At 58.3% G+C, this 14,243-nt stretch carries 13 protein-coding genes; 9 read left to right on the top strand and 4 right to left on the bottom strand.

What is annotated here, in order from left to right:
* Positions 1-20: 20 nt before the first annotated feature.
* The 4 genes from LC354_RS10340 to LC354_RS10325 are packed head-to-tail and all read right to left on the bottom strand — an operon-like array spanning position 21 to position 5,100.
* Positions 21-1,661: a dipeptide ABC transporter ATP-binding protein gene (locus LC354_RS10340; protein ID WP_223423536.1), complete on the bottom strand. Its 1,641-nt coding sequence runs from the start codon at positions 1,659-1,661 to the stop codon at positions 21-23.
* Positions 1,658-2,536, bottom strand: a complete 879-nt coding sequence (locus LC354_RS10335) for an ABC transporter permease (RefSeq protein WP_223423534.1) — start codon at positions 2,534-2,536, stop codon at positions 1,658-1,660. Before LC354_RS10335 ends, LC354_RS10340 begins: the two co-directional genes overlap by 4 nt.
* Entirely contained in the window at positions 2,533-3,567 is a 1,035-nt protein-coding gene (locus tag LC354_RS10330; RefSeq protein WP_223423532.1) for an ABC transporter permease, read from the bottom strand. Before LC354_RS10330 ends, LC354_RS10335 begins: the two co-directional genes overlap by 4 nt.
* A gap of 3 nt (positions 3,568-3,570) precedes the next feature.
* Positions 3,571-5,100 (bottom strand): ABC transporter substrate-binding protein, encoded by a 1,530-nt coding sequence (locus LC354_RS10325; protein ID WP_223423530.1) that lies wholly within the window; start codon positions 5,098-5,100, stop codon positions 3,571-3,573.
* A gap of 219 nt (positions 5,101-5,319) precedes the next feature.
* Here LC354_RS10325 and LC354_RS10320 point away from each other — a divergent pair, with 219 nt between their 5' ends.
* The 9 genes from LC354_RS10320 (at position 5,320) to LC354_RS10280 (ending at position 13,904) form a co-directional block, all read left to right on the top strand.
* On the top strand, positions 5,320-6,222 hold the full coding sequence (locus tag LC354_RS10320; protein WP_223423528.1) for a LysR family transcriptional regulator: 903 nt from the start codon (positions 5,320-5,322) through the stop codon (positions 6,220-6,222).
* Positions 6,223-6,513: 291 nt separating this feature from the next.
* A complete protein-coding gene (locus LC354_RS10315) occupies positions 6,514-7,629 on the top strand; it encodes a BMP family ABC transporter substrate-binding protein (protein ID WP_223423526.1) in 1,116 nt (371 codons plus the stop codon).
* A gap of 21 nt (positions 7,630-7,650) precedes the next feature.
* Complete coding sequence (locus LC354_RS10310; protein ID WP_223423524.1) at positions 7,651-8,769, top strand: ABC transporter permease; 1,119 nt, start codon at positions 7,651-7,653, stop codon at positions 8,767-8,769.
* The gene (locus LC354_RS10305; protein ID WP_223423521.1) at positions 8,759-9,682 is read left to right on the top strand and encodes an ABC transporter permease; all 924 of its coding nucleotides are present in this window, start codon (positions 8,759-8,761) and stop codon (positions 9,680-9,682) included. The genes LC354_RS10310 and LC354_RS10305 overlap by 11 nt, the downstream gene beginning before the upstream one ends.
* A gap of 9 nt (positions 9,683-9,691) precedes the next feature.
* Positions 9,692-10,708 (top strand): formamidase, encoded by a 1,017-nt coding sequence (locus LC354_RS10300; protein WP_223423519.1) that lies wholly within the window; start codon positions 9,692-9,694, stop codon positions 10,706-10,708.
* Positions 10,705-11,397, top strand: coding sequence for a biuret amidohydrolase (gene biuH / locus LC354_RS10295; RefSeq protein WP_223423517.1), 693 nt, complete (start codon positions 10,705-10,707; stop codon positions 11,395-11,397). Before LC354_RS10300 ends, biuH begins: the two co-directional genes overlap by 4 nt.
* Complete coding sequence (locus LC354_RS10290; protein WP_223423515.1) at positions 11,394-12,911, top strand: ABC transporter ATP-binding protein; 1,518 nt, start codon at positions 11,394-11,396, stop codon at positions 12,909-12,911. Before biuH ends, LC354_RS10290 begins: the two co-directional genes overlap by 4 nt.
* Positions 12,911-13,579, top strand: a complete 669-nt coding sequence (locus LC354_RS10285) for a cysteine hydrolase family protein (RefSeq protein ID WP_223423513.1) — start codon at positions 12,911-12,913, stop codon at positions 13,577-13,579. The genes LC354_RS10290 and LC354_RS10285 overlap by 1 nt, the downstream gene beginning before the upstream one ends.
* Positions 13,572-13,904 carry a cupin domain-containing protein gene (locus tag LC354_RS10280; protein WP_223423511.1) on the top strand — a complete coding sequence of 111 codons (333 nt, stop codon included), beginning with the start codon at positions 13,572-13,574 and terminating at the stop codon, positions 13,902-13,904. The genes LC354_RS10285 and LC354_RS10280 overlap by 8 nt, the downstream gene beginning before the upstream one ends.
* Positions 13,905-14,243 lie beyond the last annotated feature (339 nt).

The raw sequence follows: 14,243 nt of genomic DNA, 5'->3' as shown, positions 1-14,243 counted from the left end.
TCTTCTCCGCGTAGGTGCAGTTAGTTTGTCTTGCGTCGTTGTGGCGGTGCGGGCGCTGCCGCCAGCAACATTTTGGTATAATCGCTTCTTGGGTTGGACATGACGTTTTGTGCGGCACCTTGCTCCACGATTTCACCATCTTTCATGACGATCACATGATCGCAGAGCAACCGCACGACGTGTAGGTCATGACTGACGAACAGATAGCTGAGACCCAGTTTGATCCGCAGATCCACGAGCAGGTTCAAAACAACCGCCTGAATGGACACATCAAGCGCTGCCGTGGGCTCATCAAGGATGAGGAATCTTGGCTCAAGCGCGACTGCCCGCGCAATGCCAACCCGTGCCTTCTGGCCGCCTGACAGCTGATGTGGAAATCGGTCCAGCAAGGACAGCGGCAAACCGACCAACGTCGCCAGTTCTTCGATCCGCGTGGCCAGTTCGGCACCGCGCATACGGCCCAATCGGCGCAATGGTTCCGCAATGGTCTGGCGCGCGGAGTGGCGGGGGTTCAGGCTGTCGGTGGCGTCCTGAAACACCATTTGAATGTCTGCGCGCCTCGCATCTCCGGCAAAGCCACGGGCCGGCGCGGTCGCGATGTCTTCGCCATCAAAAATGATCTCGCCGCTGGTGGCGTCCATGAGCCGCACCAGAATTTCCGAGGTCGTGGATTTACCACACCCGCTTTCGCCCACAAGTCCCACGCACTGGCCCTCGTTGATCTTGAAAGATATGCCTTTGACCGCATGGACCGGACCGGATTTGCCCATATAGGTCTTGGTCAGGTTGCGAACCTCCAGCAACGGTTGATCGCTGATTTTTGGGGTCACCATTGTACCCCGCTCTTGCGGCGGCAACAGGCTGCGCACGTCAGTGCCAGCACGCGGCGTCGCATCCACAAGCTTGCGGCTATAGGGGTGCTGCGGGTCACTGAAAATCTGCGCCGGGTCTCCTTGTTCGACGATCACGCCGTCCTTCATCACCAGGATCCGGTCGCAGTATTGCGCGGCGAGGCCAAGGTCATGCGTGATCAGGATGCTGCTCATGTCGCGCTCGCGGATCAGGTCGCGCACAAGGTCCATGACTGCCTTTTGGGTCGTGATATCCAAACCCGTGGTGGGCTCGTCGGCAATCAGAAGGCGCGGATCACAGGCCAACGCAATCGCACAAACAATGCGTTGACACATGCCACCTGACAGTTCGAACGGATAGGCGTTATAGCGGGCCGAGGCATCGTTGATCTTGACCGCCTCGAGCGCAGCAATCGCCTTTTCGCGCGCATCAAACCGGGTGGCGCGCGCATGATGGCGCAGCACGTCTTCAATCTGGTGGCCGACTTTGCGGATCGGATTCAAGGCGGCACGCGGGTTCTGGAAGATCATGGATATCTCGCGCCCACGGATGTCGCGCATGTCACGTTCAGCCGCACGGCGTAAATCGACGCCGGAATACGTCGCCTCACCTGCCTTGATCACTCCCCCGGCGTCGAGGATACGCATCAAAGCATAGGAGGTGACCGATTTGCCGGATCCGCTTTCACCAACAACGCCCAGGATCTCCCCCTTGGACACGTCAAAACTGATCCCGCGCACTGCATCCACGACGCCGCGCCGGGTGTTAAACGAGACGGCAAGGTCCCTGACAGACAACATCGCGCTCATGTCCGCTTGCGCGGATCGACGATGTCGCGCAGGCCGTCCCCCAGAAGGTTGAAGGTAAAGACCGCAATCATCAGCCACAGGCCGGGAAAGACGGCGAGCCACCATTCGCCCGAGACGATGAAATTCGCCCCCTCCGCAACCATGATGCCCCATTCCGCTGTTGGCGGGCTTACCCCCAGACCGATAAACGACAAGCCAGCAGCATTCAGGATTGCCCATCCGAGGTTCAAGGACACTTGCACCATCATTGGCGGCAGGGCGTTGGGAAAGATATGGAGCGCCAGTACACGAACATCCGAGTTGCCCGCCAGCTTGGCGGCACGCGCAAAGCCTGCATCGCGGCGGATATTGACCTCGGCGCGCACCAGTCGAGCGTAAAACGGCATGTTGATGATCGCAGTCGCGTAGATGATGTTTTCGATTGTATTGCCCAGCGCCGCGACAATGCCCATTGCCAGGACAAACAACGGAAACGCCATGATCGTATCGAGAAAACGATTCAGGATGATATCGAGCCAGCCGCCCCAATAGCCCGCGACGCAGCCCAGAATTGATCCGACGATAAAGGACAAGGCAACCGCCGCAACCGAGATCGACAGATCGAGCCGCGTGGCCACGATTACCCGACTGAACACATCGCGGCCCACATTGTCGGTGCCAAACCAATGAGCTGCCGACGGCGGCTGCAGGGCGTTGGATGCATTGGTCGCCAGCGGATCGTAAGGCACCAGCATAGGCCCAAACACTGCCGAAAAGATCAACAAGGCAAACATGCCAAAGGCAATCAACGTCACCGGGTTTGCCCGCAGAACATATAGAATGTGATCGTAATTCCCGCGCGTCTTGCTGGCCTGTTGTTGCGATACTTCCGTCATTTGGATGAAAACCCGATGCGGGGGTCAATCGCCGTATAGAGCAGGTCAATCACCAGATTAAGCGCCACGAACAAGAGCGCCATCGCCAACACAAAACCTTGCACCGCTGCGTAATCCGACACGACAAGGGCCTCGACCGCATAGGATCCGATCCCGGGCCAGGCAAAGACCTTTTCCACCAGCACATTGGCCCCGAGGGCAAAGGAAAACACCATCCCCAGCGTGGTCACCACCGGCAGCAAGGCGTTGCGAAATGCATAGCGGAAAAGGACTGTTCGATTGGACAGTCCAGCGGCACGTGCGGTGCGGATGAAATCCGATGACAGGGCGCTCAGCATCGCAGCTCGCGTCATCCGCGCAATCGGGGCCAAGGTGAACAGGGCCAAAGTACCGGCGGGCAAAATCAGTTGTTTGGCCGCCCCGCGCCAGGTTTCCCAATCTCCCATCAAAGCCGCGTCAATCAGGTAAAAGCCCGTCACATGATCCGGGTCGAGATAGATGAAATCCAGACGTCCCAAGGGTGAAGGCGCGATGCCCAACAGGTAATAGAAAACGTAGATCAGCAGGATTCCAGTGAAAAACGTGGGCAAAGAAACACCCGCTGTCACCACGACACGACATAGATGGTCTACCCAGGTCCCCGGTCGGGTCGCAGCCAGAACACCAAGCGGGACGGCAATTGCTATGGCAAGCAACAACGCCGTCAGTGTCAATTCAAGAGATGCAGGCAGCCGTTTGGCCAAATCCTCAGCAACGGATCGACCGCTTGAAAGCGATTGCCCGAGATCTCCTTGCAACAAATCACCCACGTAGATGAGAAATTGCTGTGCCATTGGTTTGTCCAAACCCATGGCAACACGGGTTTGTTCAATGGAGTCAGCATCTGCAGCCACCCCTGCAAAGTAGACCGCCGGGTCTCCGGGCAGCGCGCGTGTCAGCAAAAAGCTGATCACCACGACGCCGATGACAACCGGGATGGCCTGGACTATGCGCAACCCGGTCGCACGAAGCCGCGGAGAGGTGGCAAGCATAGGTCAGACAGTCTTCAAAGGACGGATGTCCAACTGACGATGGAACCAGAACTCATACCCGTCGACACCATTGGCCGCGACATTCAGGGCGGGCTGGTAGAGCGGGATGCGTGGCAATTCATCCAGCACGATCTCGAACATGCGTTTGATCTTGGGCGCATATTCAGGATCATCCATCGGCATGTGCAATGTCGCATTCGTCAGTTCTTCGATCTCTTCATTCCGGTAGTTCGAGGAGTTGAACAGGTGGCCATCCTGATATGCCCAGAAGAAATAATAGTCCGGCGTGTCGAGCCAGCCCCCGAAGGTTTCCAGGTGCAGCGGCAAACGCTTTTCAACCAAAGATGCCGTGCGCCAATTCGCACCCGGGATTTTTTCAATCTCGACCGTGATCCCGATCTGGCCAAGCGCTTCCTGTATCAGAATCGCTGTTGGCTCCATCCAGGACACAAGATCGAGGCTGATTGAAAGCGGCACGTCGAAGCCTTCCGCAAAGCCTGACTTGGCCATGTGTTCCTTGGCCTTTTCCAGGTCGGTATAGTATTGTGACTTGCGCGGCCACGCGATGTCGTTGATCTCTTCCTCACCGCCCCAAAGTGGCACGCCTCGACCATACGCTGCGGCCTGAAAGATGTCCGCATAGGGGATCGCGTAGGCAAGCGCCTTGCGCACGTCGGGGTCTTGGAATGGCTCGAAGGCAAAGTTTGGGCACAGGCAGAACATGCAGTTCACGACCGGGGTCGAAAACACGTCCAGCGTCTCTGCAAGCTCGGCGGCATCCTTGTCTGGAATGTCAAAAGCAACCTGTACGTCTCCACGTTCAACCAGCGCGCGCCGCGTGGCCGGGCTGGGCACTTCGCGCACGACCACACGCTTGAGCGCGGGCAACGGGCCACCGACCCAGTCATCATTGCGCTCGTAAACCATCTGTTCGCCGGGGGTCCATCGAGCGATCTTGAATGCGCCCGACCCGGCGGGAGTCATGTGCAAGTACTCCAGCGCCCATGGATCTTCCTCTGTGGCATTGGCAAGCGCCTCGACCGAGTTGATGATATAGGGAACAGGCACTGCCAGATCCGGAATCGAGAGCTTTGAGGGGAAATCCAGCTTGATCACGAATGTCTCGTCATCGACGGCTTCAAACTGATCGGGGCGGACAAACCCACCGGCCTTCATCTGTACACTTGGGAAACCACCAACAGAAACGGCGCGATCAAACGACCATTTCACATCAGCAGCCGTGACCTTGCGCCCGTCCCAGAATTTCGCGTCAGGCTTCAGCTTGAATGTCAGCGTCAGACCGTCGTCAGATTCTGTCCAGCTTTCGGCGAGTTCCGGCTCGACGACGCCGTAATCAAACGAGTAACCGCCACCTGGGGCTTCCTTGGTGCCAAAGGATACCAGCCGGTCATAGCAATTGACCCCGACCTGATAGGATGCGCGGCTGGTGCCGGACCGGTGCAGATCGAGCGAATTGATTGTCTGTCCCGACACCACGACCAACGTGTCCGACCCTTGGGCGGCAGCGGGCATCGCGCAGGAACGGCAAGACAGAGGCGCTGGCGGCCCCCATTTTCAAGAAATTACGACGGGTGGTCTGATCGGTCATGAATTCTGCCTTCTCGATGTTGGCTAAAATGTTTCGGGATTCGATGGTTGCGACAACGGTGCGCTGGAAAAGCGTCAAATTCTAATGCTATAAAATCACATACGCGGTGCATTTTTTGCAGCGCTTGCAGGGAGGATTGCCTCATGAAGTATCTCAGGACGTTCGAATTGATCGAAGCCGTCGTCCGCGCGGGATCAATTCGCAAAGCCGCGGAAGATACACACCTCACTGCGTCCGCCCTGAACCGGCGCATCCAGAACTTCGAGCAGGAGTTTGGCTGGCCGATCTTTGAACGGTTGCCGCGCGGCATGCGCCTGAACCCGGCAGGCGAGCTTTTGATGCAGCACATCGGCCTGCAACGAACCGATCTGGCACGCGTTCAATCCCAGGTCGCCGATCTGTCGGGGGAACGGCGGGGCCATATCTCTATCGCCTGCTCCCAAGCCCTGCTGCCCTATTTCATGCCTGACCAGATCGCGATCTATCGGGCCGCGCATCCCGGCGTCAGCTTTACGGTCAACGTACGCGACCGCACCCAGGCAGAGCAGGATCTGGCGTCGTTCAGCAGTGATCTCGCCCTTGTTTTCGAACCCGTTCATCTGGTTGATTTCGAGGTTCTGTATGCTCTGCCACAGCCGGTTCACGCCGTTTTCCAGCGTGAAAACGCCATGGCGCGCAAGCCCGAATTGCGTCTGCACGATTGTTTGGCGCATAAACTGGTTTTGCCCTCCGCCGCATACGGCGTGCGCCACTTGCTGGAACTGGCCGCGGCGCGCAAAGGTCGCAGCCTTGCGCCGATTGTGGAAACCGAGTCCTTCGACCTGATCCGTCACTACGTCACCTGCGAAGATGCGGTCGGATTTCAAATCCCCATTGGTCTGAGCGCCGAAAAACAGGACACGATCGCCCATCGGCCCCTGGCAGAACGGGACGTTCCGGTGGGGCGTCTTCTGTTGGGTCAAAAGAAAGGCCGCACCCTGCCCGTTGCATCCTCCAAGTTTGGCCAGCAACTTGTTGCCGCGTTAGAACAGCGGGCGGCGCACTGATCTAGATCGCGAGACGGCCCACGCAGTAATCCATCATTAGGTCCTGTCGGCAGAACGGCGAAACGCGGACTGCATCACCATCTTGCACCACGCGCATCCTTGGCGTCATCGCCCCGCGTTTGCACTTGTGCAGCGCCAAACGACGAACGATGCATTTTTTGCACCATTCCGGTGAAATCTTAGCAGACGACAACAACGCTTGGATGGGGTCATGCTCAGCCTCAAAGATGCAGTTGGGCGATATGCCCCAAACAGCGCTGCCGCGTTTAGCCAATGCCAAAGGAGCACTTCATGCCGATTACACCATTTTCTCGCCGGGGATTTCTGAAAGGGACGGCAGCACTCGCCAGCGCGACGGCGCTCCCTCAAATCGCGACCGCAGCCGCGCATTCCCCAATGACCGTCGGTTTCATATATGTCGGACCAAAGGATGACTTCGGCTACAATCAGGCACATGCTGAAGGGGCAGCCGCAGTAAAGGCCATGGATGGCGTCGTTGTTGTAGAAGAAGAAAACGTCGCTGAAACCACCGATGTCCAGAACTCGATGGAATCCATGATCAATTTCGACAGCGCCAAGCTGCTCTTCCCCACGTCTTTTGGCTACTTCAACCCGCATGTTCTCGAGGTCGCTCCAAGGCACCCCGACGTGCGGTTCCAGCACGCCGCCGGTCTGTGGACGGACGGGATGCCAACCAATGTCGGGTCATACTTCGGCTATATCGGCATGGGGCAATACCTGAACGGGATCACCGCAGGGCACGCCACAACGACAAAAAAGATCGGCTTTGTCGCAGCCAAGCCGATCCCGCAGGTTTTGCTCAACATCAATTCCTTCCTGTTGGGCGCGCGGCAGGTTGATCCGGAGATTACCTGCCAGGTCATCTTTACCGGCGAATGGTCGCTTGCTGTCAAAGAGGCCGAGGCAACAAATGCACTGGCGGATGCGGGCTGTGACGTCATCACTTGCCACGTGGATGGGCCCAAGGTCGTCATGGAAACCGCCGCGGGACGTGATTGTTTTGTCTGTGGCTACCACGCCGATCAGTCACCGCTCGCGCCGGAGAAATACCTGACAGGTGCAGAATGGAACTGGGCGGGCGTTTACACCGGCATGGTTCAGACTATGCTGGATGGCGGCACAATCGGGAATTTTGTGCGCGGCGGGCTGGCCGATGGATTCATCAAGATGTCGCCATTGGGTCCCGCCGTATCCGACGCATCACGCGCACAGTTCGAATCCGTGAAGGCCGAGATCATGGCAGGTGGCTTTGCAGCCATCAAAGGACCGCTGAACGATAACTCAGGGGCGGCACTTCTGAGCGCGGGCGAGGCTTTGGTCGAAAACGATATTGCGCTCGAAAGCATGGACTATCTGGTCGAGGGCGTGATCGGCTCAACCTCCTGATCGCAGGCGCCGGGGGCACTCATGACAGATCATGCAGCACAGGCACCTCTGGCCCTGCCCGCGTCAAGCCGCGTGTTGGGCCAGGTTGCGCGACGCGCCGAAGCCGTTGTACTTCCCGTCGCCGCATTGCTCGTCGGCTTTGCTGTGTTCAGCATCTTTCTGCTGGTACAGGGCAAATCCCCAGCCGACTTTTTTGCGCTGACCTATCGCGCTGGGTTTGGCACCGCGTTTTCATGGCAAAACACACTATCGCGCACCGCGCCTTTGCTCTTTGCAGCGCTCTGTGTCGCCCTGCCCGCGCGCCTTGGCCTTGTGATCATCGGTGGAGAGGGCGCCATGGTGCTGGGGGGCGTGGCTGCCGGGGCCGCAGGTGTGGCACTCAGCGGTGCAATAGGTCTGATTGCCTTGCCGCTGATGGCGGCTTTTGCCATGATCATCGGCGGTCTGTGGATCGGCGCTGTGGGGGCCTTACGTTACTACCGCGGTGTCAACGAGACCATTGCCAGCCTGTTGATGGCGTATATCGCTATCGCGCTGATGAACCACCTTGTTGAGGGTCCGTTGCGCGACCCTGAAAGCCTGAACAAACCCTCCACCGCCCCCTTGCCAACGCCATTGCGTGTCGGCGACATCCCAGGGTGGGAGGTGCATTGGGGCCTTGCATTTGGCGTGCTCTGCTGCGTCCTCGCCTGGGTCTTGATCGACAAGACGACATGGGGCTTTGCCGCCCGGATAGCAGGCGGAAACATGCGCGCCGCACAGGTGCAGGGTCTGGCTGTCGGCCCTCTGATCATCGGCTTCACCGCCCTCGGCGGCGCGCTTGCCGGGCTTGCGGGTTTTTTCGAAGTCGCCGCTGTCCACGGATCCGCCAACGCCAGTCTGGCGTCGGGCTATGGCTACACCGGTATCCTGATCGCCTTTCTTGCCCGCCACAATCCGCTTGCGATCATCCCCGTGGCCATCCTGCTTGCGGGGTTCGAGGCAGCCTCAGGGTTGACCCAACGGCGGATGGATTTGCCCGACGCCACGACCCTTGTCCTGCAAGGTTTTGTCTTTGTGTCGATTCTGATGAGCGATACGCTTTACGGCCGGTTCAAGATATTTACCCCCGAACGCTGGAGGACCGGCGATGGAAAATGATCTGGGACTTTGGGTGATCCCGCTTGCCATTCTTGGGGGCGCGATCCGGGTGTCGACCCCGTTTCTGTTCGTGAGCCTCGGCGAAGTGCTGACCGAACGGTCCGGTCGCATCAACCTGGGACTGGAAGGCACGTTAGTCTTTGGCGCGATGTCCGGCTACGCCATTGCCTACCTGACAGGATCCCCTTGGCTTGGCGTCTTGGCCGCGGCCCTTGGCGGCGCGTTTTTCGGTTTGACCCACGGGCTGATCTGTTCCTTGCCAAGGGTGAATGACATCGCGGTGGGCATCGCCATTATGATCCTCGGTATGGGTCTCGCGTTCTATTTCGGCAAACCCTATGTCCAGCCTGTGGCTCCGGACCTGCCATCGATCAACTTTGGCTGGTGGTCCGATGTGCCGCAGGTCAAAGCCGCCTTGCGGGTCAACGTGCTGTTCCTGATAGGGGCAGCTCTGGCCTTTGGCATGTGGTGGATGTTCCGCGCGACCAAGGTCGGACTGATTGTACGTGTCGTAGGTGACAGCACCGACGCGGCGCGCGCCATGGGCCTACGCCCTGCCCTGATCCGCACGCTGGCCACAGCCGCAGGCGGCGCCTTTGCCGGTGTGGGTGGCGCATATCTGTCTCTGTTCTATCCCGGCAGCTGGAATGAAGGGATCTCTTCGGGTCAGGGCCTGATGGCTGTGGCCCTTGTGATTTTCGCGCGCTGGAATCCCATAGCCTGTTTTGGCGCGGCGTTGCTCTTTGGCGGCGCAGGTGCGCTTGGCCCGACCCTGCAATCCGTCGGGATTTCGGAAGGATACTATCTGTTTTTCGCCGCCCCCTACGTGCTGACACTGGGCGTCCTGATCGCAACCTCCTCCCCCTCGCGCGCCATGACCGGCGCACCGGGCGAGTTGAGCATAACCAAATAGGAGAACAAAATGAACGGTCTTGGAGGTCTGAACAAATCACCCAACGGTGTGGTCATCGGCTTGGTGCAGTTGAAACTGCCGCTGGTCGTCACCCCGGCTGACCTTGCCGCGCAAACTGCGCGCATCGTTCAGATGACGGCCAAGGCGCGGCGCAATATGGGCACGATGGATCTCGTCGTCTTTCCCGAGTATGCGCTGCATGGCCTGTCGATGGACATCAACCCCGACATCATGTGCAGCATGGACGGCCCCGAGGTCGCAGCCTTCAAACAGGCCTGCATCGACAACGACATCTGGGGCTGCTTTTCGATCATGGAAAAGAACCCAGACGGCATGCCCTGGAACACCGGGCTGATCATCGACAACACAGGTCAGGTAAAGCTGTATTATCGCAAAATGCATCCATGGGTGCCGGTAGAGCCCTGGGCGCCGGGCGATGGCGGCATTCCGGTGATCGACGGGCCCAAGGGCTGCAAACTGTCGCTGATCATCTGTCACGACGGCATGTTCCCGGAAATGGCGCGGGAGGCGGCCTATAAAGGGGCCGAGATCATGCTGCGCACGGCAGGCTACACCGCACCCATCCGTGACAGTTGGAAGTTCACCAATCAATCCAATGCATTCTGCAACCTCATGGTCACGGCCAATGTCTGCATGTGCGGCTCTGATGGGACTTTTGACTCCATGGGCGAAGGGATGATCTGCAACTTTGACGGCAGCATCATCGCGCACGGCACCTCCGGCCGGGTGGATGAAATCATAACTGCCGAAGTACGCCCCGATCTGGTGCGCGAGGCGCGGATCAACTGGGGGGTGGAGAATAATATCTACCAATTTGGCCATCGCGGCTATGTGGCAGTCAAGGGCGGGGCGCAGGATTGCCCCTATACCTACATGACCGATCTGGCCGCCGGGCAGTACCGTTTGCCATGGGAAGACGAAGTGAAAGTCACCGATGGCACGGGCTTTGGCTTTCCCGCGTCCACTCAGAGCTACACCATGACAAAACAAGAGGCCGCAGAATGAAGGATGCGGGCCTTCACACCATCACGGCAGACCCATATGCGTGGCCATACAACGGAGATCTGCGCCCTGAAAACACCACGCTGATCATCATCGACATGCAGACCGACTTTTGCGGTGAAGGCGGCTATGTCGACAAGATGGGCTATGATCTGTCAATGACGCAGGCCCCGATTGAACCGATCAAACGCGTTCTGTCCGCCATGCGCGCGAAGGGCTATCACATCATCCACACCCGCGAAGGCCACCGTCCCGACCTTGCCGACCTGCCCGCAAACAAACGTTGGCGCAGTCGACAAATCGGCGCAGGTATCGGCGATCCCGGCCCTTGCGGCAAAATCCTTGTGCGGGGCGAACCCGGCTGGGACATCATCCCCGAACTTTACCCGATTGTAGGCGAGCCGATCATCGACAAGCCTGGCAAGGGCAGCTTTTGCGCGACCGATCTGGAAATGATCCTGCACACGCGTGGCATTGAAAATATCATTCTGACCGGCATCACCACAGACGTCTGTGTCTCGACCACCATGCGCGAAGGCAATGACCGAGGTTTTGAATGCCTTGTGCTGTCTGATTGCTGCGGGGCGACCGACAAGGGCAACCACGAGGCCGCCCTGAAGATGGTAACGATGCAGGGCGGCGTGTTCGGCGCGGTCAGCGACAGCGAAACACTGTTGAACCAATTGCCATGACAGACATCGACGGCGCCATCGAGGTCGAAACCCTACATATGACGATGCGGTTCGGTGCGTTTACCGCGCTGGACGACTGCTCCATCCATATCAAACCGGGCAGTTTTCATGCCCTGCTGGGCGAAAACGGCGCAGGCAAGTCAACGCTCGTCAAATGCATGATGGGCTTTTATCACGCCACGTCCGGCGAAATGTTGGTGAACAGGAAAGAAGCCCGCATTGCCGACCCAAAGGCGGCCCATACCCTCGGCCTTGGCATGGTTTACCAGCATTTTACGCTGGTGCCATCACTGACTGCGGCAGAAAATCTGGTGATCAGTCGCGAAGACGCGCCGCAGGTGATCAACTGGCGCGCCGAACGCGCGGCGTTGCAGGCGTTCATGGCAAAAATGCCGTTTCAAGTGCCACTGGATCAGCCGGTCCGCGCCCTTGCCGCCGGAGAAAAGCAAAAGCTTGAAATCCTAAAACAGCTCTATCTTGGCCGCCGCTTTCTGATCCTTGATGAACCGACCTCGGTGTTGACCCCGGACGAAGCAGACGAGGTGCTGGGCCATGTGCGCAAGCTGTGCGAGGACGGCATCATCTCGGTGTTGATGATCACGCACAAGTTTCGCGAAGTCACCGCCTATGCCGATGAGGTCTCGGTCCTGAGGCGCGGCAAGTTGGTGGGCAGCGGCAAGGTGAGCGATCTGACCCACGCGGATATGGCGGCGATGATGATGGGGGACGCGACACTGGCCGAACCTGGCGAACGCACGGGGGGCGCTGGCGCACCGGTTTTGCAAGTCCAGGGCGTCCGCGCGCAAGACAGATCGGGACACAAGGGCATCGAAATTGCCAACCTGACCGTGCACGCAGGTGAAATCGTCGGGATCGCGGGGATATCCGGCAACGGTCAGATGGAATTGATGGAAATCCTGACCGGCCAACGTGCGCTCCTAAGCGGCCAGGTCCTCGTTCAGGGCGCGCCCTATGGCGCCTCGCGCAAAGAAGCCTTCAGTAACCGCGTCAGGTACCTGCCAGAAGAACCTTTGCAAAATGCCTGTGCCCCACGGATGTCGGTTACGGAAAACATTGCCTTTCGCAGTTTTGACGTCCACGACGGATCGAAACGGTTCTGGCTTTCACCGCGTGACATGCGCGACCGCGCCGCCAACCTGGTCTCAGCCTTCAAGGTCAAGACCGCCTCGCTGGACAGCCCGGTGCAATCGCTTTCGGGGGGCAACGTCCAACGCGCGGTGCTGGCGCGCGAATTGTCGGGCGAGGTTGATCTCCTGGTGATCTCGAACCCTTGTTTTGGCCTTGATTTTTCCGCCGTTAGCGAGATTCGCGCCCGCATCATGAGCGCACGCAACAAAAACGCAGCGATACTACTCATGTCAGAGGACCTGGATGAAATCATGGAACTGTCCGACCGTGTTCTTGTGATGTCTGAGGGGCGCATCGCCCATGACACACCGATCGCGGAGGCCGATATAGCCACAATCGGGCACTACATGGGCGGACACGCCTGATGGCTCGGATCGCAACCGCCCTGCCCTTTGCATTTGACTTTGAACCCGTCACCACCGCGCTCATTGTCATTGACATGCAGCGCGACTTTATCGAACCGGGCGGTTTCGGCGAAACGCTAGGCAATGATGTCAGCCTGTTGCAATCCATTGTGCCGACCACGGCCGCCCTGATCGCACTTTGTCGCGCCCATGGCGTACCCGTCATCCACACCCGCGAATGTCACAAACCCGACTTGTCTGACCTGCCCGCAGCCAAACGCGACCGCGGCAACCCAGACTTGCGCATCGGAGATCCCGGACCGATGGGCCGCATTCTGATCGCCGGAGAGCGTGGCGCCGACATCATCCCCGATGTCTATCCCATCGTGGGCGAATTGGTCATCGACAAGCCGGGAAAGGGCGCGTTTTACGCGACTGGCCTTTCAGATCACCTGGCCAAGCTCGGAACCAAAACGCTGATCTTTGCAGGTGTTACAACAGAAGTTTGCGTGCAAACGACAATGCGCGAGGCGAACGACCGCGGCTTTGACAGCCTTCTGATCGAGGACGCAACCGAAAGCTATTTTCCCGCCTTCAAAGCCGCGACACTGGACATGATCCGGGCGCAAGGCGCCATCGTCGGCTGGACTGCAACTTGTGCTGAACTGGAGGTTGCCCTGAATGAATAATCCAATCGTACTCTCCGAATTAATCGACACGTGGACGGACTTGCCCTTTTCCTACTTTCGCGAAGGGGTTGAGATTCATCACATTCAGCAAGGCTCACCCGCAGTCGCGATCTTGCGCTATGCACCCGGCGCAAAAGTGCCTCTGCATTTGCACACTGGGCTGGAAACGATCCTTGTTCTTGAAGGTATCCAATCAGATGAACGCGGGGATTACGGAAAGGGAACGGTTATACTGAACCCGCAGGGGACGTCTCATTCCGTTTGGTCCAAGTCCGGTTGCGCCGTCTTTATTCAATGGGAGCGTCCCGTCGAGTTTCTTGAATGAGAGCATATTGAAGCGGTCCAGCTGTTCGTTCAGTCTTTGATCGGCTTACGCGGTTCCGGTGAGCAGGCTGTGGGTAAGACGCCTTCTTTCGACCGACACAAGAAGCCAAATATCCATGCAAAAAAGAAGCGTTCAATTGTCTGTGGAGATTACATGCCTATCACCCCCTACTCCATTGAAGTTATGGTATTTTTAGCCTGAATTCCTTCTTTGAACCCAAAGCAAACCGTATTCTTCTCAGATTGATTAGGTCGTCCGTCAGAGACCGTTAGGCACCTTGGGATTGGTTTTCGCACCCCGCCATCGGAAGGCACTTGCCCATAACTTTTCTTGTCAGAC

This window comes from Tateyamaria pelophila (assembly GCF_019966495.1).
Taxonomy (GTDB): domain Bacteria; phylum Pseudomonadota; class Alphaproteobacteria; order Rhodobacterales; family Rhodobacteraceae; genus Tateyamaria; species Tateyamaria pelophila.
Note: the sequence above shows the minus strand (reverse complement) of the source record. Positions and strands in the feature narration are given on the sequence as shown.

What these genes read in the sequence shown, in the direction of transcription:
- LC354_RS10340 (WP_223423536.1), bottom strand. Translation starts at nt 1,661, where the DNA reads ATGAGCGCGATGTTGTCTGTCAGGGACCTTGCCGTCTCGTTTAACACC.
- LC354_RS10335 (WP_223423534.1), bottom strand. Translation starts at nt 2,536, where the DNA reads ATGACGGAAGTATCGCAACAACAGGCCAGCAAGACGCGCGGGAATTAC.
- LC354_RS10330 (WP_223423532.1), bottom strand. Translation starts at nt 3,567, where the DNA reads ATGCTTGCCACCTCTCCGCGGCTTCGTGCGACCGGGTTGCGCATAGTC.
- LC354_RS10325 (WP_223423530.1), bottom strand. Translation starts at nt 5,100, where the DNA reads ATGCCCGCTGCCGCCCAAGGGTCGGACACGTTGGTCGTGGTGTCGGGA.
- LC354_RS10320 (WP_223423528.1), top strand. Translation starts at nt 5,320, where the DNA reads ATGAAGTATCTCAGGACGTTCGAATTGATCGAAGCCGTCGTCCGCGCG.
- LC354_RS10315 (WP_223423526.1), top strand. Translation starts at nt 6,514, where the DNA reads ATGCCGATTACACCATTTTCTCGCCGGGGATTTCTGAAAGGGACGGCA.
- LC354_RS10310 (WP_223423524.1), top strand. Translation starts at nt 7,651, where the DNA reads ATGACAGATCATGCAGCACAGGCACCTCTGGCCCTGCCCGCGTCAAGC.
- LC354_RS10305 (WP_223423521.1), top strand. Translation starts at nt 8,759, where the DNA reads ATGGAAAATGATCTGGGACTTTGGGTGATCCCGCTTGCCATTCTTGGG.
- LC354_RS10300 (WP_223423519.1), top strand. Translation starts at nt 9,692, where the DNA reads ATGAACGGTCTTGGAGGTCTGAACAAATCACCCAACGGTGTGGTCATC.
- biuH (WP_223423517.1), top strand. Translation starts at nt 10,705, where the DNA reads ATGAAGGATGCGGGCCTTCACACCATCACGGCAGACCCATATGCGTGG.
- LC354_RS10290 (WP_223423515.1), top strand. Translation starts at nt 11,394, where the DNA reads ATGACAGACATCGACGGCGCCATCGAGGTCGAAACCCTACATATGACG.
- LC354_RS10285 (WP_223423513.1), top strand. Translation starts at nt 12,911, where the DNA reads ATGGCTCGGATCGCAACCGCCCTGCCCTTTGCATTTGACTTTGAACCC.
- LC354_RS10280 (WP_223423511.1), top strand. Translation starts at nt 13,572, where the DNA reads ATGAATAATCCAATCGTACTCTCCGAATTAATCGACACGTGGACGGAC.